22 protein-coding genes are annotated in these 19,134 nt (G+C 72.4%); 5 read left to right on the top strand and 17 right to left on the bottom strand.

Annotated elements, in window-relative coordinates:
• The first annotated feature begins 88 nt into the window (after positions 1 to 88).
• Positions 89 to 1,528 carry a type VII secretion protein EccB gene (gene eccB, locus ACGFIR_RS25255; protein ID WP_393006536.1) on the top strand — a complete coding sequence of 480 codons (1,440 nt, stop codon included), beginning with the start codon at positions 89 to 91 and terminating at the stop codon, positions 1,526 to 1,528.
• Positions 1,525 to 2,175, top strand: a complete 651-nt coding sequence (locus ACGFIR_RS25250) for a LuxR C-terminal-related transcriptional regulator (protein WP_393006534.1) — start codon at positions 1,525 to 1,527, stop codon at positions 2,173 to 2,175. The genes eccB and ACGFIR_RS25250 overlap by 4 nt, the downstream gene beginning before the upstream one ends.
• A gap of 136 nt (positions 2,176 to 2,311) precedes the next feature.
• Here the strand turns inward: ACGFIR_RS25250 and ACGFIR_RS25245 are convergent, their stop codons facing one another.
• Both ACGFIR_RS25245 and ACGFIR_RS25240 read right to left on the bottom strand, forming a co-directional pair.
• Entirely contained in the window at positions 2,312 to 2,974 is a 663-nt protein-coding gene (locus tag ACGFIR_RS25245) for a response regulator (RefSeq protein WP_393147516.1), read from the bottom strand.
• Positions 2,962 to 4,131 (bottom strand): sensor histidine kinase, encoded by a 1,170-nt coding sequence (locus ACGFIR_RS25240; RefSeq protein ID WP_393147514.1) that lies wholly within the window; start codon positions 4,129 to 4,131, stop codon positions 2,962 to 2,964. The genes ACGFIR_RS25245 and ACGFIR_RS25240 overlap by 13 nt, the downstream gene beginning before the upstream one ends.
• Before the next feature lie 130 nt (positions 4,132 to 4,261).
• Here ACGFIR_RS25240 and ACGFIR_RS25235 point away from each other — a divergent pair, with 130 nt between their 5' ends.
• Entirely contained in the window at positions 4,262 to 4,684 is a 423-nt protein-coding gene (locus ACGFIR_RS25235) for a DUF6069 family protein (RefSeq protein ID WP_393147512.1), read from the top strand.
• Positions 4,685 to 4,696: 12 nt separating this feature from the next.
• On the opposite strand, the gene ACGFIR_RS25230 is transcribed toward ACGFIR_RS25235, so the two are convergent.
• The 14 genes from ACGFIR_RS25230 to fdxA all read right to left on the bottom strand — a co-directional run bounded on the left by ACGFIR_RS25230 (position 4,697) and on the right by fdxA (position 15,935).
• Positions 4,697 to 4,894 (bottom strand): hypothetical protein, encoded by a 198-nt coding sequence (locus ACGFIR_RS25230; protein WP_393147510.1) that lies wholly within the window; start codon positions 4,892 to 4,894, stop codon positions 4,697 to 4,699.
• Between the two features lie 104 nt (positions 4,895 to 4,998).
• On the bottom strand, positions 4,999 to 5,979 hold the full coding sequence (locus ACGFIR_RS25225; protein WP_393147508.1) for a helix-turn-helix domain-containing protein: 981 nt from the start codon (positions 5,977 to 5,979) through the stop codon (positions 4,999 to 5,001).
• A 43-nt stretch (positions 5,980 to 6,022) separates the two neighbouring features.
• Positions 6,023 to 6,682 carry a CoA transferase subunit B gene (locus ACGFIR_RS25220; RefSeq protein ID WP_393147506.1) on the bottom strand — a complete coding sequence of 220 codons (660 nt, stop codon included), beginning with the start codon at positions 6,680 to 6,682 and terminating at the stop codon, positions 6,023 to 6,025.
• An 82-nt stretch (positions 6,683 to 6,764) separates the two neighbouring features.
• Positions 6,765 to 7,523 (bottom strand): CoA transferase subunit A, encoded by a 759-nt coding sequence (locus tag ACGFIR_RS25215; RefSeq protein ID WP_393006520.1) that lies wholly within the window; start codon positions 7,521 to 7,523, stop codon positions 6,765 to 6,767.
• A 358-nt stretch (positions 7,524 to 7,881) separates the two neighbouring features.
• Positions 7,882 to 8,775, bottom strand: a complete 894-nt coding sequence (locus ACGFIR_RS25210) for a VOC family protein (protein WP_393006518.1) — start codon at positions 8,773 to 8,775, stop codon at positions 7,882 to 7,884.
• Complete coding sequence (locus tag ACGFIR_RS25205) at positions 8,775 to 9,101, bottom strand: Dabb family protein (protein ID WP_393006516.1); 327 nt, start codon at positions 9,099 to 9,101, stop codon at positions 8,775 to 8,777. Before ACGFIR_RS25205 ends, ACGFIR_RS25210 begins: the two co-directional genes overlap by 1 nt.
• Positions 9,102 to 9,118: 17 nt before the next feature.
• A complete protein-coding gene (locus tag ACGFIR_RS25200) occupies positions 9,119 to 9,607 on the bottom strand; it encodes an aromatic-ring-hydroxylating dioxygenase subunit beta (RefSeq protein WP_393006514.1) in 489 nt (162 codons plus the stop codon).
• Between the two features lie 44 nt (positions 9,608 to 9,651).
• Positions 9,652 to 11,052 (bottom strand): Rieske 2Fe-2S domain-containing protein, encoded by a 1,401-nt coding sequence (locus ACGFIR_RS25195; RefSeq protein WP_393006512.1) that lies wholly within the window; start codon positions 11,050 to 11,052, stop codon positions 9,652 to 9,654.
• Positions 11,053 to 11,332: 280 nt separating this feature from the next.
• On the bottom strand, positions 11,333 to 11,707 hold the full coding sequence (locus ACGFIR_RS25190) for an AraC family ligand binding domain-containing protein (protein WP_393006510.1): 375 nt from the start codon (positions 11,705 to 11,707) through the stop codon (positions 11,333 to 11,335).
• 20 nt (positions 11,708 to 11,727) lie between these two features.
• Complete coding sequence (locus tag ACGFIR_RS25185; RefSeq protein WP_393147504.1) at positions 11,728 to 12,519, bottom strand: HpcH/HpaI aldolase/citrate lyase family protein; 792 nt, start codon at positions 12,517 to 12,519, stop codon at positions 11,728 to 11,730.
• Positions 12,520 to 12,526: 7 nt separating this feature from the next.
• A complete protein-coding gene (locus ACGFIR_RS25180; RefSeq protein WP_393006506.1) occupies positions 12,527 to 13,693 on the bottom strand; it encodes an amidohydrolase in 1,167 nt (388 codons plus the stop codon).
• A 33-nt stretch (positions 13,694 to 13,726) separates the two neighbouring features.
• The gene (locus ACGFIR_RS25175; protein ID WP_393006504.1) at positions 13,727 to 14,647 is read right to left on the bottom strand and encodes a fumarylacetoacetate hydrolase family protein; all 921 of its coding nucleotides are present in this window, start codon (positions 14,645 to 14,647) and stop codon (positions 13,727 to 13,729) included.
• On the bottom strand, positions 14,644 to 15,624 hold the full coding sequence (locus tag ACGFIR_RS25170) for an NAD(P)/FAD-dependent oxidoreductase (protein ID WP_393147502.1): 981 nt from the start codon (positions 15,622 to 15,624) through the stop codon (positions 14,644 to 14,646). The genes ACGFIR_RS25175 and ACGFIR_RS25170 overlap by 4 nt, the downstream gene beginning before the upstream one ends.
• A complete protein-coding gene (fdxA, locus tag ACGFIR_RS25165) occupies positions 15,624 to 15,935 on the bottom strand; it encodes a ferredoxin (protein ID WP_393006500.1) in 312 nt (103 codons plus the stop codon). The genes ACGFIR_RS25170 and fdxA overlap by 1 nt, the downstream gene beginning before the upstream one ends.
• Before the next feature lie 179 nt (positions 15,936 to 16,114).
• On the opposite strand from fdxA, the gene ACGFIR_RS25160 reads away from it, so the two are divergent.
• Both ACGFIR_RS25160 and ACGFIR_RS25155 read left to right on the top strand, forming a co-directional pair.
• Positions 16,115 to 17,431 (top strand): hypothetical protein, encoded by a 1,317-nt coding sequence (locus ACGFIR_RS25160; RefSeq protein WP_393147500.1) that lies wholly within the window; start codon positions 16,115 to 16,117, stop codon positions 17,429 to 17,431.
• Positions 17,432 to 17,480: 49 nt separating this feature from the next.
• The gene (locus tag ACGFIR_RS25155; protein WP_393006496.1) at positions 17,481 to 18,275 is read left to right on the top strand and encodes an IclR family transcriptional regulator; all 795 of its coding nucleotides are present in this window, start codon (positions 17,481 to 17,483) and stop codon (positions 18,273 to 18,275) included.
• A 36-nt stretch (positions 18,276 to 18,311) separates the two neighbouring features.
• Here the strand turns inward: ACGFIR_RS25155 and ACGFIR_RS25150 are convergent, their stop codons facing one another.
• The gene (locus tag ACGFIR_RS25150; RefSeq protein WP_393006494.1) at positions 18,312 to 19,073 is read right to left on the bottom strand and encodes an IclR family transcriptional regulator; all 762 of its coding nucleotides are present in this window, start codon (positions 19,071 to 19,073) and stop codon (positions 18,312 to 18,314) included.
• Positions 19,074 to 19,134 lie beyond the last annotated feature (61 nt).

Below are 19,134 nucleotides of genomic sequence, written 5' to 3'. Positions count from 1 at the left end.
CCCGGGGTCGAACTCGTCGTCGATCCGTACCTTGCATCCGTAGTTCTAGTGCACCGGGCGTGCACCGCACCATGGCGGGGATGAACTGATGTGGACACAGCGGGACCAACTACAGGCGTACCAGTTCCTGCGCCGCCGCCTCGTCTCGGCGCTCCAGGTGGGCGACGCCAACCATCCGGTGTCGCCGAGTCGCCGCCTGGTCATCGGGTGTGCGCTCGGCGCCGCGGCGGCCCTGCTGGTGACCGCCGGCTTCGGGGTGTACGGGTTCCTGCGGCCGGGCGCGAACAACGACTGGCGCAAGCCCGGCCAGGTGGTCATCGAGAAGGACACCGGCGCGGCGTACGTGATGGGCACCGACGGGTTGCTGCATCCGATGCTCAACTACGCCTCGGCGCGGCTGCTCGCCGGCGGTGACGGCACCGCGACCAGCCGGGTGTCGAGCAAGTCCCTGGCAGGTGCGCCGCGTGGCGTACCGCTCGGGATCCCGGGCGCGCCGTCGTCGTTGCCGGCGCGGGACCGGCTGCTGACCGCGCCGTTCACCGTCTGCGCGCGCAGCGCCGAGGGACGGCCGGCCGGTACCCCGCCGGTCACCACGGCGCTGGCCGGGGTGCCGCCTGTCGGTACCGAGGTGGGCGCGGCGACGGCGCTGCTGGTCGCCAGCCCGGACGGCGCCGAGCACGCGTTGGTGGCCGGGCGCCGGCACCGGATCGCCGACCCGGCCACCGCGGTGGCCCTCGGCTACGACGCGGTACGCCCACTGCCGGTCAGCACGGCCTGGTTGAACGCGGTGACCCCCGGCCCGGACCTGCGGCTGATCACGGTGGCCGGGGTGGGCTCCGCCGGGCCCCGGGTCGGTGACCAACCGACGCGGGTCGGCCAGGTGCTCGCCGCCACGAACGTGGGCACCGAGCCCCGCTACTACCTGGTCCGCGCCGACGGGCTGCTGGCGATCGGGCAGACCGAGGCGGCACTGGTGCTCGGCAACCCGGCCAACCGGGCGGCGTACCCGGGCGGCGCGGCGCGCGAGATCGGGGTGACCGCGGCCGACGTGGCGCAGTCGCAGCCGGTGACCGGGCCGGCCGGCGACTATCCGGCCCGGCTCGCCCCGCCGTTGGCGGTCTCCGGCGAAGGGGTCGCGGTGTGCGCGACGCTGGACGGTGACCGGGCGGTGATCAGGTTGGGTGCCTCGACGGGTGTGCCGGCCGGCGCGGCGCCGATCGCGGCCGGTGGCGGATCCCGGGCCGACGCGGTGTTCGTGCCGGCCGGCCGGGCCGCCGTGTTGCGCGAGCGGCCGGCACCGCAGGCCGCGCTCGGCACCGTCTTCCTCCTCACCGACCAGGGGGTGCGGTATCCGATACCGGACGGGGACGCGCTGAAGGCACTCGGTTACGGGACGGTCCAGCCCACGGCGGTGCCACCGAGCGTGCTGGCCCTGTTCCCGACCGGGCCGGTGCTGGAGCCGGCCGCCGCCCAGCGGCCCGCCCCGGTCACGGTCCGGCCGGCCGCCGGCACGGAGGGGACGCGGTGACCGGGGGGACGACGATCGAGGTGTCGGTGGTGGAGGACCACCCCCTCTACCGGGCCGCGCTGGTCCGCGCGCTCGGCGACGCGCCGGACATCCTGGTCAGCACCACCGCGAGGTCGGTGGAGGAGTTCGCGGCGTACCAGCAGCCCGGGGGCGGGGTGGTGATCCTCGACCTGAGGCTGCCGGGCGTACGCGACGCGGCGGCGGTGGTCGCGGTCACCGGCATGGGGCACCGGGTGCTGGTCGTGTCGGCGCACGGGGACCAGTCCGACGTGCTCGGCGCGATCGCCGCCGGGGCCCGCGGGTACCTGACCAAGGACGCCGACGCCGACGAGATCCTCCGGGCGGTACGGGAGATCGCCGCCGGCAACACCTACGTGTCGCCGACGCTGGCCTCGATCCTGCTGGACTCGTCCCGTGGCCGACAGCCGTTGTACCGGGTCCCGCTGTCCGACCGGGAGCGTCAGGTGCTGTCGCTGCTGGCCGCCGGTGAACGGGACCAGGACATCGCGGAGGCGCTGGCGATCAGCGTCCGTACGGTCCGCTCCCACCTGGACCGGATCCGGGAGAAGACGGGACGCCGCCGGCGGCCGGAGTTGACCCGACTGGCGATCGAGGAGGGCATCGCCGCACCGGCGCAGAACCGCTGACGGCCTCGCTCAGCCGCACCGCCGGCCGCCGTTCGACGGGCGGAATCCGCGCACCCCGCGGGTGGGCCGCTGACCGGCGTCCCGCGGGCGTGCGGCTTCGCCAGGCCCGTGGCGAGGAGGTCGCCGAGCCCAGCGGTCAGGAGAGTTCGGCGTCGTGGGCGAGGAGCGCTATCTGGGTGCGGTTGCAGAGGTCGAGCTTGGTCAGGATGTGCGACACGTGGGTCTTCACGGTGGCCAGGGTCATGCCGAGCGCGGCGGCTATCTCGGCGTTGTTGCGCCCCTGACCGATCGCCACCACGACGTCGCGCTCGCGCGGGCTGAGCACCGCGAGGGCGGCCTTCGCCCGGGCGTACGCGCCGGCCTGGACGGCGACCCGGGCCATGAGCCGGCGGGTGACCCGTGGCGACAGGATCGGCTCGCCGGCCGCGACCTGCCGTACCGCGTCGACGATCCGGGCCGGTGGGGTGTCCTTGAGCAGGAAGCCGCTGGCCCCGGCGCGCAGCGCGGACAGGATGTTCTCGTCGGTGTCGAACGTGGTCAGCACGATGATCTCGGGCGGTCGCGGGCGCGCCCGTAGGCGGCGGATGGCGGTGATGCCGTCGACCCGGGGCATGCGCAGGTCCATCAGCACGACGTCGGGGGCGTGCGCGTCGGTGGCGGCCGGCACCTGGTCGCCGTCAGCGGCCTCGCCGACCACCGCGATGCCCTCGGCACCGTCGAGCATCATGGTCAGTCCGGCGCGGACCAGCGCGTCGTCGTCGACGACGAGCACGCGCACCGGCGGGGTCATGCCGGCCATGGTATTGACGCGTGCAGCCGGAACTCCCCGTCGACCACCTGGTGGTCGAGCCGCCCGCCGGCCAGGTGCACCCGCTCGGTGAGCCCGACCAGCCCGGCGCCCCCGGACCAGCCGGGCGGCGTCGTGCGCTCCGCCGCCAGCACGTTGCGGACGTCGATCTCCAGGCCGGCGCCGGGCCCGCCCCGCAGGGCTACCCGGACCGGCTGGCCCGCGGCGTGTCTGCGGGCGTTGGTCAGGCCCTCCTGGACCACCCGGTACGCGGTGCGGGCCACCGACGGGGGCGCCTCGGCCGGCTCGTCCACCGCCTCGCGCAGCAGCACCTCGGCGCCGGCGTCGCGGGACTCGTCGACCAGGCGCGGGACGTCGGCCAGCACCGGCTGCGGGCGGCTGTTCTCGCCGTCCGGCGGTTCGTCGTCGCGCAGAAGCGAGATCACCTCACGCAGCTCCTCGAGCGCCTGGTGCACCCCGTCCCGGACGACCCCCGCGGCCTGGGACAACCGCTCGGGTGAGGAGTCCGGGCGGTACTCCATCGCGCCGGCGAACGTCGCCAGCAGCGACAGGCGGTGGGCGAGGACGTCGTGCATCTCCCGGGCGATCCTGCGGCGTTCCAGCATGCGCGCCTCGGCCACCCGGCGGCCCTGCTCCGCCTCGGCGCGGCGGGCCCGCTCGTGCAGCGAGCGGATCAGCGCTTCGCGGGCCTGCGCCCACGCGCCCCAGCCGAGCAGCGCACCGTAGCCGATGGTGACCAGCGCCAGCCACCAGCCGTACGACATGCCGCCGTTGGACCGCCAGACGCCCTGGACCGCGTGCGCGGCGACCCCGGCCGCCGCCACCGCGACCGCGACCGCGGCGCGCCGGCGGCGCGCCACCTGGAGCGCGCCGATCGTGGCCGGTGGGGTGGCGGCCGGCGACACCGCGGCCAGCACGGTGAGCACGGCCGTGCTGGCGACCGGCCGCCACCACATCAGCGGCGTCAGCAGCCAGCTCAGCGCGCCGGCCGCGAGGTCGAGCGCGAGCAGCGGGCCGGGCGAGCGGCCGCTCCACCAGCCCAGGATCGTCGCCGCGGTCAGCACGCCGGACACGCCCAGCAGCACGGCGGTGGTGGCGAGACCGGGGCGGCGGTCGCAGTCCTCCGACCCGAGCGGGAAGCGGTGCACGCGGCGAGGCTAACCGGCGGGCACCCGGCCCCGACACCTGCCAAAGTTGGTGGTCGCGTTCTCCCAGGAAGGACCGGCGCCGCTCGCGGACCGATGTGTCCACCCGGTGCGGACCGCGACGCTCATCGGCATGACGAACGACATGCGACGGACCGACACGACCTGGACCACCACGCGGCGCACGGGCCGCGCGCTCACCGTCGCCGCGGGCGCAGCCGGCGCCCTTCTCCTGTGGGTCCTCAACGACCCCTGGGCCGGCATCGATCTCACCGTCCGCGAGGGTGAGGCGACGCGGCACATCGGCCCGGCTGCCGTCGTGGTGGCCGCGCTGGTCGCCGGCCTGGCCGCCTGGGGCCTGCTCGCGCTGCTGGAGCGTACGGTCCGCCGTCCCGCCCGGACGTTCCGGGTCATCGCGCTGATCGTGTTGGTGCTCTCGCTGGCCGGCCCGCTGGGCAGCGGCGTGGGCAGCAGCCGGCTGGTGCTGCTCGGCATGCACCTGACCGTCGGCGCCGCCCTGATCATCGGGCTGCCCCGTCGACGGGGCTGCCGATGACGCCGACACTACTCACCGCCCGGTGGCGGATGATCGACCGATCAGGACGGAGCCGCCCGGATTCCCGCCGTACGGCGTGGCGGTCAGCCTCTGGTTCTTCTGGTTGCAGGCCACGTCGGCGGCCTGCGCCGGGCCGGACATGATCGGCAGGATGGCGAGGACCGGGGCCACGGCGGTGGCCCGGTGGAGCTTCTTCGCCCACGAGCGCACAATTCGATTCCCTTCTCAGTGCTGTCGCTTCGGACAAGCCGACTTCCTGAGACGAGACTGCCCGCTGCATCCGCGACTGTCGTTGCGGCCGGGTGCACAGGTGTTCAGTCTCCGTGCACGCTCGGAAGCTGCTGGCGGAACTCGGTGGGCGATTGGCCGTACCGGGCGCGGAACGCATGGCTGAAATGCGCGGCGCTGGCGAATCCCCACCGGGCGGCGATCGCGTTGACCGTGCGGGCGGCGAGCCGGGGTTCGGCGAGGTCGCATCGGCACCGCTCGAGGCGCCGTTCGCGGATCCAGCCGGCGACGGTGTGCTCCTCCTGCTCGAACAGCTTGTGGAGGTAGCGCAGGGAGATGTGGTGCGCCGCGGCGATCGCGCTCGGGGTCAGGTCCGGGTCACCGAGATGGTCGCGGATGAAGGCGTGGATGCGGGCGGTCAGCGCCCGTCGGCACGTGTCCGCGGGGACGACCGTCCGGGCGTCCAGCGCGTCGGCCAACGCCGTGATCAGCACGTCGAGCGTCAGGGTGGCCAGACGCGCGGTCTCGGCCGGGGTCAGTGCGTCCAACTGGTCGGCGAGTTGCAGCAGGAAACGCGACGACAACGCGCCGACGCCGCGGGCGCCGGGAATGCAGACGGCGCTCAGTTCACGCAGGTCCCGGGGAGGAAACGGCAGCAGCGCCCGTGGGAAACGCAGGAGCAGCATCCGGCTCGTCGCATCGTCCGGCCGGAGTTCGGCCACGTACGGACGCGAGGTGTCGTAGAGCACGAGGTCCCCGGCGCCGAACTCCGCGCACCTGCCGTCCTGGGTGAGCCTGCCGTTGCCACTGACCATGCAGCTGACCTTGAACACTTCCGGGTCGGCCTGGCGGATCAGCCGGGGCGTACGGCGCACCGAGTGCGCCGTCGTCGTCATCAGGGTCGCCTGCACCGGGCCGAACTCGCTGATGCCGACCCGTGCCTCGAAGCCGGTCTCCGCCTGCCGTTCCCGGGCCAGGTCGTACGGCACCCAGAGCTTCGCGCTGACCTCGCGCCAGAAGGCGAACCGGTCGCCCGGCGAGACGTCGGCGGTGCTGACAACGTCCATCGACCAACCATAGTGACCAGCACCGACGGGCCCATCCGATTAATCAGACCCCGGCGTCGTCCTGGCGCCTCAGGGCGACCGCGAACTCAGGTTCGGTCTTGTCGCGTACCTCGTCGAGGCTGACGTCGGGGGCCAGCTCGGTGAGGACGAGACCGTCCGGAGTGACCTGGAGGACGCACAGATCGGTGATGATCTCCTGGACCACCGCGCGGCCGGTGTAGGGCAGGGAGCACTCGTTCACGATCTTGTACGAGCCGTCCTTCGCGGTGTGCTCCATCAGGACGATGACACGCTTGGCGCCGTGGACCAGATCCATGGCGCCGCCCATGCCTTTGATCATCTTGCCCGGGATCATCCAGTTGGCGATGTCGCCGGTTGCCGAGACCTGCATGGCGCCGAGGATGGCGGCGTCGATCTTGCCGCCACGGATCATGCCGAAGCTCATGGATGAGTCGAAGACCGACGCCCCCTTGCGCAAGGTCACTGTCTCCTTGCCCGCGTTGATGAGGTCGGGGTCTTCCTCGCCCTCGTACGGGTAGGCGCCGACACCGAGCAGTCCGTTCTCCGACTGCAGGACGAGCTCGACGTCATCGGGGACGTAGTTCGGGACGAGCGTCGGCAGGCCGATGCCGAGGTTGACGTATGAGCCGTCGGTCAACTCGCTGGCGGCCCGCTGGGCCATCTCCTCACGAGTCCATGCCACGGTCGTTTCCTTCCTGTTCGATGCTGTGGACGCCCGGTCCCGCGGTGGGTACGGCGACGGGCGCCACCGCCCGGCGCCTCCTTCACCGGGAGCGGACGGTGACCCTCTCGATGCGCTTGTCGGCTGCCTGCTCGGGCGTGAGGGCGACGACCCGCTGGACGAACACGCCCGGGGTGTGCACGTCGTTGGGGTCGATGTCGCCGGGCTCGACCAGGTGCTCGACCTCGGCGATCGTGACGCGGCCACACATCGCGGCGAGCGGATTGAAGTTACGTGCGGAGTCCTTGTAGACGAGGTTGCCGTGCCGGTCGCCTTTCCAGGCGCGTACCAGCCCGAAGTCGGCGACGACCGCCTCCTCGAGCACATACTCACGGCCACCGAACTCGCGGGTCTCCTTGGCAGGCGACGCGGTGACGACGTTGCCCTCGCTGTCGTAGCGCCAGGGAAGGCCGCCTTCGGAAATCTGGGTGCCGCCACCGGTCGCGGTGAAGAACGCGGCGATCCCGGACCCGCCCGCCCGCATCCGCTCGGCGAGCGTGCCCTGCGGGTTGAGTTCGACCTCGAGTTCGCCGGACAGGTACTGCCGGGCGAACTCCTTGTTCTCCCCCACGTAGGAGGACACCATCCGACGGATCCGCTTCGCGTTCAGCAGACGTCCCAGGCCCCAGTCGTCGACACCGCAGTTGTTCGACACCACTTCCAGATCCGTGACGCCGACGTCGAGGAGGGCCTCGATGAGCACCGACGGAATTCCGCACAACCCGAAACCACCGACTGCCAGCGTGGAACCACTGGGGATGTCCGCGACCGCCTCGGCCGCACTCGCGATGACCTTGTCCACCGGTACTCCTGTCGGGCTGTTTCCGTGATCGGTCAGGGCCTCCACAGGCCCCTCGGAGGTTGAGGATCAAGCGGGCTGACCTCGATCGTGGCGGCCCGGGTGGGCCGCGCGGCGCGACACCCGCCGTGTGGGTCCTTCTCCGCGCGGCCTCCCGCCGCACCGGACGCGGGTGGTGCCGCGTCCGGCTCTGTGGTGAGCGGTGCCGTGACGGTCGAGGCGGGTCGCCCGACGTGGATGTGCTCGTGGCAGGAACTCGTCGACCGGCCCAGGCACGGGCCCCCGCACGGCAGGCGACATCCGTCGACGGATGTCCACGCCGTCGCCTACCGCGGGGACGAGCCGCTCCACGGACCGCGGCTCAGAAGCGTCCCCAGTCGTCGGCGGCCGGGCGCCACACGTCGATGTTGCGCGGGTCCACCGCCATCCGCCGGGCGCGGTGCGTCTCGTGTTCCTCGGGGGTGAACACCCGGTGCCGGTCGCACAGCTCGTAGCGCGGGCCGTGCCGCACGTCGTGCATGTAGAAGGCGATCGACGTCGAGGCCGAGTGGTTGACCAGGTCGGAGGCGATGGGCACCTTCTTGTACTGGGCCCGGGCCCGGCCGCGCATCACGTGGTCGAAGCTCTTCATCATGAAGCACAGGTGCGCTACGTAGAACTCCTTGTTGCGCTGCAGGGCGAGGCTGTGGTGGTAGCGGTCCTCGGAGCGCAGGAAGACGGTCACGTCGCCGACGTGGTCCGAGACGAGGAACCCGAGCACGTTGGAGTAGAAGTCCAGGGTCTCCTCGTACTTGTCGGTGGCGAGGAACGGGTGCACCAGGTCCAGCGGGCGCAGCTCGATCAGTGGCGGCTCGGCGTACTCGACGAACTCGGTGAACAGCTCCACGATCAGCCCGTTGGGGTCGCGCACGGCGAACCCGGCCTGCACCAGCCCCTTGACCCGGTCGGCCAGCTCCAGGATCTCGTGGCCGGCGGCGGTCACCCGCTCCCGCAGGTCGTCCAGCACCGCCTCGGACTCGACGCTGAACCCGACCGCGGTGGTCCAGGAGACCTCGCGCTGCGGAGCGGCCACCAGCTCGATGCTGTGGTGCTCGATGTCGGCGCGCAGGAACGCGTACTCGTCGTCGTGCTGTTCCAACTGCAGGCCGACGTGGTACTGGAGGAACTCGATGGAGGCGGCCAGGTCCGGCACCTCGATTCGGGCGTACTCCATCCCGTACGGGCCACGGCGGCGGGTGGCGGCCTCGGTGGACATCAGCGACTCCTCTCGGTGCGTGACGCGTCCCCGGTCCCGGGGAGGGTGACGATTGCCTGGCGTTCGATGACGGGGCGCCAGCGTTCCCGGACGAACCGCTCGTGCGACTCGCTGGTGAGGTAGGCGAGCAGTTCCTGCTCGGTGTCGAACTCCACGACGAAGCCGTGGGTCATGGTGGTGTCCCGGTTGCTGATGTTGATCCCGCTACGCCAGTTGCGCATCGCCGGGTACCGGTCGGGGAAGGTCTCCAGCTCGGCCAGGACCGACTCGGCCGCGCCGGGTGGCAGGTCGTCGCGGAACCGGAAGACCAGCATGTGAGTGATCATCGGAGGTGCCTTCCGGGTCAGAGGATGAAGCTCAGACGCGCGCCCGGGTCCATCGACTCCATCACCGGCACCGCCCGGCGGGCCCGGAACCGCAGCCCGTCGGGATCGACCTTGAGCACGTGCTCGTAGCGGCCGACGTAGGTGTAGGCGCCGCCGTCGCGGTAGCGGTGGATGACGAAGTTCGCGTTGATCCAGATGGTTTCCTCGCCGGCCTCCAGCAGGACCACGTTGGAGACCATCCGGTGGGTACGCGAGTGCGGGTTCTCCGCGTGCGCCTTGCGGCTCTTCAGCCGCTTGACCCGGGCCTGGATCAGCTCGTAGTCGTCGCAGACGAAGTAGCCGGCGGTGTCGGCGGCCCAGCCGGCCCAGTCGGTGGTCGGCACCTCCAGCCGGCCGCCCTCCTCGAACAGGGTGAACCACTCGTCCAGGCGCCATGTGTCGAGCAGGTGCGCCTCGTGGTAGAGGAAGTCCTCCACCTCCGCCCGGGTCACCTCACGCGATCCCACACTGACCACTCCCCTGCGGCTGACGGGTGTCGACGACATCGCGCTCATGCCCCTTCCGTCGTCGCACCGGCGCCGGACAGCTGCGCGCTCGGCCCGGGCTTCGGCGGGCCGGCCGGGGGTGTGCCGACGACGCTGGTGGGCATGTTCAGCCGGTCGGCCCAGTGCCGCCAGAAGCTGCGCATGGCGCCCTCGTCGATGGATCGCCCCTGGTTGCCCTGCTTCTCGTTGGCCATGCCCCGGGACATGTCGCTCCAGTCGTGGTCCGGGTCGGTCGCGTCGGCGGTGGCCACGATGCCGCGCTGCACCGCCTCGTACGCCTCGATGTCGTCCGGGGTGGCCAGGCCGCCCGGGCCCACGAAGCTGACCATCGTCTTGATCCGCAGCGCGCGCACCGACTCCGGCTCGCCGACCTCGACGAACTGCCAGGCCCGGACGTCCGTGCGGTCGGCGGCGACCGGTTCGAGCTGGCGGATGGTCAGTGCCTCCAGGTCGAACAGCAACAGGTTGGGGAAGACGTAGAGGATCCGGCTGGCGTCGGCGACCTCGGCCGCCAGTTCGGGACCGAGCCGGGCCTCCATCTCGCGGCGCTTGGCGTCGGTGCGGACCTTCTCCTCGTCGCCGAAGCGCGGCTCCCACACCATGCCGATGCGGCCGTTGTGCCCGGTCAGCACCAGCAGACCGTGGCCGCCGCCGAGGTCGTAGGCGTACTGGTCGTCGTCGGTGACGGCGAAGCCGGTCTCCCGCAGGTAGCCGACGAAGGTGTTGTGGGTCGGCGCGAAGTGGTAGCCGTCCATGGCGTTCTCCACGCCCAGCTTCCAGTTCCCCTTGACGCTGTAGAGCTGCACGCCGGGCAGGGTCGTCAAGCCCTGCTCGCCGATCTTGGCGGTCAGCGACATGTAGTGCGCGGCCGGGCCGAGATGGGTGAGCAGGTCGGGCACGTTCGCGGTGAAGGAGACGAAGACGAAGCCCTCGTGGATGTCCAGCCGGGGCACCTCACGCAGCGACATCGACGCCCGGAAGGCCGGGTCGTCGGGGTACGCCTCGTCGCCCGGCAGCGCGGCGAGGTCACCGGAGTTGCTGAACGCCCAGGCGTGGTAGAAGCACTGGAAGAACTTGGCGTTGCCCTCGTTGTGACGGCACAGCACCGTGCCCCGGTGCGGGCAGGAGTTGAGGAACGCGCGCACCTTCCCGTCCGAGTCCCGGACGAAGATCAACGGTCGTCCGCCCAGGGTCCGGGTCTTGAAGTCGCCCGGATTGGGGATCTCCGTATCGTGACCGAGGTAGAGCCAGGTGCGCCCCCAGATGGTGGCGACCTCCGCGGAGAACACCGCCGGGTCTCGGTACGCCGAACGGTGCACCCGGAACCGCAGTGCGTTCCAGTCCTCGTCGATCATCGCACCGGCACCGGGCTCGCCGTGCGGGCGTACCGGCGACTGCTGCGTCATCACCCACCGCCTTCTACGTTATGCGAGACAGCATCTCGCGCTCTGATGCTCCTATTGCAGGCTGTCACCTGTCAAGAGCAGGTCTTATGTCAGTTCAGTTACCGTCTGTAGCTCATCACGCCACGCCTGCCGGCATGTTTCGCCCGACCGGGCACGGCACGGCGACCGTCGCGCCCTCCGGAGCGACCGTCACCGCCGCGACCCGGCTCGTGCCGACCAGGGCGCCGTCCGTGCCCACGCCACCGGTCCGCGGGTGCCCGGCGAGCGGGCCGCCGTCCGGTCAGCTCTGCCCTGGCCGCCAGGCGTACGGCAGGAAGTCCGCCCGCGGCGGAGCGAAGACGTCCACGTTGATGCACGGCCCCTCGGTCGGCTCGATGTAGTGCACGGCACCCCGGGGCACCAGCAGCATCGACCCCGGCCCCATCGGGTGCGCCACGTCGTCGACGTAGTAGTTGCACCGACCGCCCAGGATCAGCACCAGCTGGTCGAAGTCGTCGTGGTGGTGCGGGTTGAGGTCCATCCCGACGGCCAGCTCGTGCCAGGCGAAGAGCACCTCGTCGGTCGCGTACACCTTGCGGCGCACGCCGGGGCGCACGTCGGTGGCCGGGATGTCGTCCCAGTTCACCGATGTGCGGTAGAGCTGCGGATTGAGCATGTCAGTCCCCTTCCACGGGTTCAGGACCGCCCGACCAGGCCACGCAGGCCGGCGCCGAGCAGCTGCAGGTCGGAACCGACGACCAGGTACCGGGCGTCGGTCAGGCCGTACCGGGCCAGGGCCTCGGGGCTGTGCCGCGACACCCACCCGCCCAGGGCGACACCGGCGGCGCCGGCCGCCCTGGCCACCTCCCCGGTGCGGGCCAGCAGCGGCGCCGGGTCGTCGCGGGCGGACAGGCCCAGGCTCACCGTCAGGTCGGTGGTGCCGACGAAGGCGACGTCCACGCCGGCCAGCAACTGCGACAGCGGGTCGTCGGTGGTGGCGGTCTCGATCTGGGCGACCAGCAGCGGCGGGTCGGCCGCTTCGGCCGCCAGGTAGGCGTCGAGCCCGCCGTCGCCGTACCCGGCGACCGGGTGGGCCAGGCTGATGCTGCGACGGCCGACCGGGGCGTACCGGACGGCGTCGGCGAGCGCCCGCGTCTCGGCACTGGCCCGGACGGTGGAGAGCTGCACGCCGACCGCGCCGGCCTCCAGCAGGCGGTTGACCTGCCCGGGATCCACCGACGGCACCCGTACCAGCGCGGGCAGGCCTGACGTCGCGGCGAGCCGGAGCTGGCCGGTGACGGTGCGTTCGTCGAGCGCGGAGTGCTCCAGGTCGAGCACGACGAAGTCGAGCCCGGACCGGGCGGCCAGCGCCACCGGGTCGGCGCCGGGCAGCTTGAGGAAGGTGCCCACCAGCGGCCCGCCGTCGCGCAGCGCCATGCGCAGTCGGCGGCGGGCCCGGTGCGTCCCGAGCGGGTCGCGCGCGGTCATCGTCGACTCACGCGCCATCCGCCGGCAGGCCGCGCCACGGCACGGTGGCGATCCGCGCTCCGGCGCGCAGCACCACCTCCGGCTCCAGCCGTACGGCGGGCATGCTGTTGCCGGCCGCGTCCGGCAGTACCGCCTCCTCGGCGTCGGCGAGCACGGTGACGTGCGCGGGCCCGCCCTCGACCAGGCTGCCGTAGCCCTCGGCGTCCAACCCGAGCAGCCGGGCCGGCGCCGAGGTCACCCGTGGCACGATCTGCGCCATGGTCATGCCCAGGGCGCGCAGCTTGGAGATGCTGGTGACCAGGTCGAACACCGGGCCACGCCAGTTGCGGGCGCTGGTGTCGGAGGTGATGACGTCGGGCAGGAAGCCCTGCTCGATGGCGGGCTTCGCGACGGCGAAGCTGAGGTTGCTCTTGCCGTGCGCGGACTCGAACAGCACCCCGCGCTCGCGGGCGGCGTACACCTCGGGCAGGACGGTGCCGTCACGCAGGATGCCGTACGGCTTGCCGGTGTAGCAGTGCGCCACCACGTCACCGGGCCGCAGCTCGTTTAGGATGACCGGCAGCGGCTCCGGGGTCTCCCCGATGTGCACCATCAGCGGCAGCCCGGCCTCCGCGGCCAGCGCCAGGGAGCGCTTGAGCAATGGCCGCCACTCCAGGCCGACGACGTCCTCGGAGAGCCGGATCTTGAAGCCGCGTACCCGGTGCGGGTTGGCCGCGGCGACAGCCAGGGCGTCCTCCGGCACCAGCGTCCCCGGGTTCATCAGCTCGCCGAAGCGGAAGTCGATCAGACCCAGCACGGAGACGTTGAGGAAATTCACCAGTCGGAGCTGCGCCGGGGCTGCGACGTACTTCTCGAAGGCGGCGAACGTGGAGGCGCCGACGGTGCCGGCGTCGCAGGCGGCCACGACGCCCCGGCGCAGGTGCGCCTCGTCCGGCGGGGCGCCCACCTTGGACACCTCGGCGAAGATGTGCGTGTGCGCCTCGATCAGGCCGGGCAGCACGTACCGGCCGGTGCAGTCGATCACCTCAGTGCCCGCGGCGGCCAGGCCGGGGGCGATCCGGGCGACCCGGTCACCGACGATCGCGACGTCGGCGGTCCGGCTGTCGCCGGTGGCGCCGTCGAACACCGCGCCGCCGGCCAGCACCAGGTCGTACCGGGGGGAGTTCTCGGTCATCAGGTTGGTCTCACTCTCGGAATCGGCGGCGAATCACGCCGCGGGAAGGACGCCGGTCGGTGGCGCGGTGTCGGGGTCGGGGGTTTCGGCGCGGAACCGGGTACGCAGCGGCAGCACCCCACCGACGGTGACCTCGACCAGGTCACCCGGGGTGAGGAAGCGGCCGAGGTCCTGTCCGGTGCCGGCCGGAGTGCCCGTCAGTACCACGTCACCGGGTTCCAGCACCGCGTGCCGGGAGATCCAGGCGAGCAGCTCCGGCACCGGGAAGATCAGGTCGGCGGTGCTCGCCTCCTGACGCAGTTCGCCGTTGACCGTGGTCCGCACCGTGATGGCGTCGCGGTCGGGAACGGCGGACAGGTCGAGCACGGAGGCGCCCAGCGCGCCGAAGCCGGGGAAGCTCTTGGCGAGGGTGGGGTTCCCCAACGCCTTCATCACGTCCCGCGCGGTGAGGTCGTTGGCGGCGGTGATCGCGGCGACGTGCGCCCAGGCCAGCTCGGGCGGGGTGTGGTGCATGCGCGTGCCGATGACGAGGGCGACCTCTCCCTCGTAGTCCGGTTGGGCGCTGACCGAGGTGGGCAGCGGCACCACCGCGTCCGGGCCGCAGCCGGCGCTGGCGGCCTTGAGATAGAGCAGCGGCTGTTCGGGGACACCCCGCCCGGTGAGCCGGGCCTTGCAGTGGTAGTTCAGGCCCACCCCCCAGATCGCGCGGGTGCTGCCCAACGGTGCGACGAGGTCCCCGGCGAGCGTGTCCAGGGGCAGCCGGTCCAGGGCCGGGGCCTCGGCGGCCGGGGTCAGTCCGGCGCCGGCGCGCAACAGCGCGGCCACGTCGGGGTACGGCAGGTCGAGCAGCTCGGCGGTGCCGTCGTCGGCGAGACGGGCCATCCCGCGCCGGGTGGCGAGCAGGTGCGGGCCGGCGGTGCGGCGCGGCGCGACGTCCGCGACGGGGGCGCTCACGCGGCGTCCGAGGAGTGCCCGGGAACGGTGCTCAGTCCCGGGTTGACCAGTGGCGCGAGGTTGTTGACCGCGCTGGCGGCCTCCCCGAACCCGACGGAGATCAGCCGTACCTTGCCGTCGTAGTCGGTGATGTCCCCGGCGGCGAAGACGCGGGGCAGGTTGGTGCGCATCGACCGGTCCACCTCGATGTACCGGCGGCGCATCCGCAGGCCCCAGCGTTCCATCGCGGACAGGTCGGCGATGAAGCCGAGCGCGGCGACCACCGCCTGGGCGGGCAGTTCCTCCCGGCCCTCGCCGCGGACCTCGGCGATGGTGACCGAGGTGACGGTCGGCTCGCCGGTGACCGCGACGACTTCGTACGGGGTGCGGATGCGCACGCTGGAGCGCTCCAGCATGGTGACGCTGCGCTCGTGGGCGCGGAACTGCGGGCGGCGGTGCACCAGGGTGACGCTGGACGCGTACGTCTCCAGCGCCAGGGCCCAGTCCACGGCCGAGTCGCCGCCGCCGACCACGACGACGTCCTGGCCGGCGAGGTCCTCCAGCCGGGGCACGAAGTAGCGCAGGCCCCGCCCGAGATACTCGCTGCCGACGGGCAGTTCGCGGGGGGTGAAGGTGCCGATGCCCGCGGTCAGCAGCACCGCCTTGGCCCGGACCTGGCTGCCGGCGTCGGTGCCGATCAGCGCGTGGTCGTCGCCGGGGGTCAGGTCGACGGCGCTCTCCCCGAGCAGATACGTCGGTTTGGCGGTGGCGGCCTGGGTGAGCAGCGCGTCGACGAGCTGCTGGCCCTTGATCGCCGGCAGGCCGGCGATGTCGAAGATGTCCTTCTCCGGATACAGGGCGGCGATCTGGCCGCCGGGTTCGGGCAGCGAGTCGATGACCGCCACGCTCATGCCCCGGAACCCGGCGTAGTAGGTCGCGTAGAGGCCGGCAGGCCCGGCGCCGATGACGGCGAGGTCGACCTCGATCTGCCCGGCCATCAGGTGGCGCTCTCGGTGATCGCCGGGTGGTCCCGGCCGACCCGGCCGATCTTGCGCGCCCCGCCGGGGGTGCCGATCTCGAGGAAGAACTCGGCGTTGATCGGGCCGAAGTGCGCCTTGTCGGTGGGCAGGTCGTCGAAGTGGTAGATCGAGGTGACGGGGCAGACAGGTTCGCAGCGCCCGCAGTCGACGCACTCGTCGGGGTTGACGTACATCATCCGGTCGCCCTCGTAGATGCAGTCGACCGGACACTCCTCGACGCAGGACCGATCCTGCACGTCCACACACTCGTCGGTGACCACGTAGGCCATCGGTCCTCCCGCGTGTCGGTGGCTTGTCGCACCGCCTGCCGCCCGGTCACCTTCGAGACCTGCGGGTTCGGCATGAATAGCGGTGTCGCTGATGTCACGCCACGCTAGAGACCTCGGACGGGCTATGTCAACATACGAGATGTCATCTTGAATTAGAGGAACCGGCGGGAAGGGTGGCCATGGTCAGGGAGACACCGGCGGCACTGCTTCGGGCCGTCGACGACGCGATCGACCGCGACGCGATCCTGGACACCCTCGCGGTGCTGGCCGCCGAGCCCAGCCCGTACGGGCGGGAGCGGGCCACTGCCGAACGCCTCGCCGCGTACGCGGCCGCCCGCTGGCCCGAGCTGTCCTGGCAGGTCGAGCCGCTGCCGGTCAGCGACGCGCTGCCCGACAGCGCGAACCTGGTCGCCGGCTCCGCCCTCGGCTCCGGGCCCCCCGAGCTGTTGTTCTACTCGCACCTGGACACCTCGCTCACCGGAGCGGCGGCCTTCGACGAGCCGATCACCGGCCGCCCCGAGCCGGTCCCCGCGCTGCGGCGACCCGCACCCGCCGACCCGGAGCAGGTGGTCGACGGCTTCGGCCTGGGCGTCGCCCGCGCCGCCGCGGCAGCCGCCCTGGTCGGGTTCACCGCCGCCGCGTACGCCCTGCGGACCGCCGGGCAGGCGCACCGGCTGACCCTGCTGCTCGCCGCCGCCGGCACGCACCGCAACCACCCCACCGGCCCGGTCCCCGGCGGCGTCGCGCACCACCTCGACCACCGGCCGGCACCCGCCGCCGCCGTCGTGGCCAAGAGCGGCCCGCCCGGCATTCTCACCGCCGAGCCGGGGGCGATGTTCCTACGGGTACGGCTGGCCACCCGCCACCACCCGGCGTTGGCGCGGGACACCGCGGCGCCCCCGGGTGGCCTGATCCTGCATCTCGGACCGGTGCTGGCGGCGCTGGAGGCGTTTCGCCGCCAGCACCTGCGCGAGCGGGCGGGGCGCACCGACCAGGTCGGCGCCGAGGTCGGCGTCGGCTCGATCCGCGCCGGCCAGCCCGGGAAACCCGATCTGCTGCCCGGCCAACTCGATCTGCACCTGTACCTGGTCACCGTGCCCGGCGACGACCCGGCGGCGATCACCGCCACGCTGCGCGACCTGCTCACCGACGCGCTGCGGCACACCCCGCTGGGCGACTGCCGGCTCACTGTGGACGGCTGGGCGGTGCACGAGGCCGCCGCCACGCCGAACGACGCGCCGGTCAGCCGGCACGCGCACGCGGTCTGGCTGGCCGTGCACGGGGCGCCACCGGCTCCGATCCGGGGCTGGACCGGCTCCACCGACGGGGTGGTGCTACGCGGTCGGGGCGTGCCCACCGTCCGGCTGGGCCCGGCACCGCTGGGTGGGGACCCGCGGGACCCGCGCCGGGACCGGTACGCGGTGACCGAACTACTACGCTTCGCCCGTGCGTACGCGGGGATCGCGGTGCGATACCACACCCCATCGACAGAGTGAGGTACCATATGCCATGATGCTGTCTCAGCTTACGCAAGAAGGAACCCCCATGGCGGATCGCAGCCCTCCGTCGGAGAAGACCTCGGACCAGAGCGCTCCGGCGATCCAGACCGTGCAACGTGCGGCGGTCATCCTCAACACGTTCACTGCGGCCCGCCCGCGACTCAGCCTCAACGAGCTGACCGCCAGCCTCGGCACCAGCAAGGCCACCGCGCACCGCTACACCAAGGCGCTGCGCGAGAGCAACCTGCTGCGCTACGACGAGCGGGAGGGGCTCTACTCCCTGGGTCCGCAGATCCTCACCCTCTCCTCCGCCGCCCGGGCGGCGATGCCGGTCATCAGCATCGCCGGGCCGCACATGCAGCAACTGGTCCGCGAGATCGACGAGACGGTGGTGCTCAGCGTCTGGGACGGCGACACCGCCGTGGTGGTCCGCGCCGACGACAACACCGACCGGGTGATCAGGGTCAGCGTCCGCACCGGCTCGCGGCTGTCGCGCACCGAGTCGGCGCAGGGGCGGGTCTTCTGCGCCTTCCTGCCCGAGGCCGAGGTGCCCGGCCTCGCCGACGATCTGGCCGCCTCCGCCGAACTGCGCCGCGAGATCGCCAAGATCAAGCGTACCGGTATCTCAGCGAACACCCCCTCGGTCAACGGGGTCCGCAGCATCGCCGCACCGATCTTCCGCAGCAACACCCTGATCGCCGCGATGGCCATCGTCGGCACCACCACCTCGGTCCCCGAGGGCACCGACAGCCTGCTCGCCACCGCCCTGCAACGGACCGCCACGGTCGTCACCGCCGAGCTGGGCAGCGTCAACGGCAACGGCCACCCGCCCCAGGCGTAACCGCCCCGGGACGCGCGGGCCGGACGCCGCGACCGGTCAGTCGCCCACCGCGCCGAGTTCCTCGGACAGCTCCCCGGCCACCTGCCGCAGCTGGCGCAGCACGGCGACCTCGGCCGCGCCGGCCAACGCCACGCTGGTGCCGAGCACGGCCAGTGCCGCCACCACCTGGGTACGTTCGAACACCGGCGCCGCCAGCACCCGTACCCCGAAATCCTCCGGCGAGTTGACCGCGTACCCGTCCCGGCGGACCTGCTCCACCACCGCGCGCAACTCCTTCGACAGGCGGAGTTGCCGGGCCACCGTCGGCGTCTCGGCCGGCGACAGGTACGCGCAGAACACCCGGCCCTGCGCCGAGCGGGTCAGGTCCAGCGGCGTTCCGGTGCGGACGCTCAGCCGCACGTCACCGTTGGTGTTGTCCATGCACCGCACCACCGTCGGGCTCTCCCCGTTCCACACGCTGAGCACCGTGCTCTGGTTGGTCAGCCCGGTCAGTCGGTCCAGGTAGGGCTCGGCGGCGGTGACGATCGGCAGGGCCGCCCGGGCCGCCGCCTCCATCGCGAGGATCTGCGGGCCCAGCGTGTAGGTGGTGGTGGCCAGGTCGAACCGGAGCAGGTTGGCCGCGCGCAACGCCCGGGCGTACCGGTGGGCGGTCGCCCGGCTGATCCTCAGGTCGGCGGTGAGTTCGGCCAGGGTGAGCCGAGGCCGCTCAGCCGAGAACGCCTGCAGGATGGTCGCGGCCCGCTGCACGGTCTGGATCGCCGGCGCGTCGCCGTTCTCCGCTCCGCCCCTGCCCGCCATCGCGTCACCTCGCACCTGTTGTCGCACGGATCACGAACTCTACCCAGCGCGACGTCGAAGG

This window comes from Micromonospora sp. NPDC049051 (assembly GCF_043197575.1).
Lineage (GTDB): Bacteria > Actinomycetota > Actinomycetes > Mycobacteriales > Micromonosporaceae > Micromonospora.
The sequence above is the reverse complement of the archived record's forward strand: the minus strand, read 5'-3'. Positions and strand labels throughout refer to the sequence as shown.

Bases quoted from the DNA above. Each gene is read 5' to 3' on its own strand.
- ACGFIR_RS25235 (WP_393147512.1), top strand. From the start codon at position 4,262: ATGACGAACGACATGCGACGGACCGACACGACCTGGACCACCACGCGG.
- fdxA (WP_393006500.1), bottom strand. From the start codon at position 15,935: ATGGCCTACGTGGTCACCGACGAGTGTGTGGACGTGCAGGATCGGTCC.
- ACGFIR_RS25210 (WP_393006518.1), bottom strand. From the start codon at position 8,775: ATGTCCACCGAGGCCGCCACCCGCCGCCGTGGCCCGTACGGGATGGAG.
- ACGFIR_RS25150 (WP_393006494.1), bottom strand. From the start codon at position 19,073: ATGGCGGGCAGGGGCGGAGCGGAGAACGGCGACGCGCCGGCGATCCAG.
- ACGFIR_RS25170 (WP_393147502.1), bottom strand. From the start codon at position 15,624: ATGGCCGGGCAGATCGAGGTCGACCTCGCCGTCATCGGCGCCGGGCCT.
- ACGFIR_RS25245 (WP_393147516.1), bottom strand. From the start codon at position 2,974: ATGGCCGGCATGACCCCGCCGGTGCGCGTGCTCGTCGTCGACGACGAC.
- ACGFIR_RS25205 (WP_393006516.1), bottom strand. From the start codon at position 9,101: ATGATCACTCACATGCTGGTCTTCCGGTTCCGCGACGACCTGCCACCC.
- ACGFIR_RS25180 (WP_393006506.1), bottom strand. From the start codon at position 13,693: ATGACCGAGAACTCCCCCCGGTACGACCTGGTGCTGGCCGGCGGCGCG.
- ACGFIR_RS25190 (WP_393006510.1), bottom strand. From the start codon at position 11,707: ATGCTCAATCCGCAGCTCTACCGCACATCGGTGAACTGGGACGACATC.
- ACGFIR_RS25155 (WP_393006496.1), top strand. From the start codon at position 17,481: ATGGCGGATCGCAGCCCTCCGTCGGAGAAGACCTCGGACCAGAGCGCT.
- ACGFIR_RS25195 (WP_393006512.1), bottom strand. From the start codon at position 11,052: ATGACGCAGCAGTCGCCGGTACGCCCGCACGGCGAGCCCGGTGCCGGT.
- ACGFIR_RS25225 (WP_393147508.1), bottom strand. From the start codon at position 5,979: ATGGACGTTGTCAGCACCGCCGACGTCTCGCCGGGCGACCGGTTCGCC.
- eccB (WP_393006536.1), top strand. From the start codon at position 89: ATGTGGACACAGCGGGACCAACTACAGGCGTACCAGTTCCTGCGCCGC.
- ACGFIR_RS25160 (WP_393147500.1), top strand. From the start codon at position 16,115: ATGGTCAGGGAGACACCGGCGGCACTGCTTCGGGCCGTCGACGACGCG.
- ACGFIR_RS25185 (WP_393147504.1), bottom strand. From the start codon at position 12,519: ATGACCGCGCGCGACCCGCTCGGGACGCACCGGGCCCGCCGCCGACTG.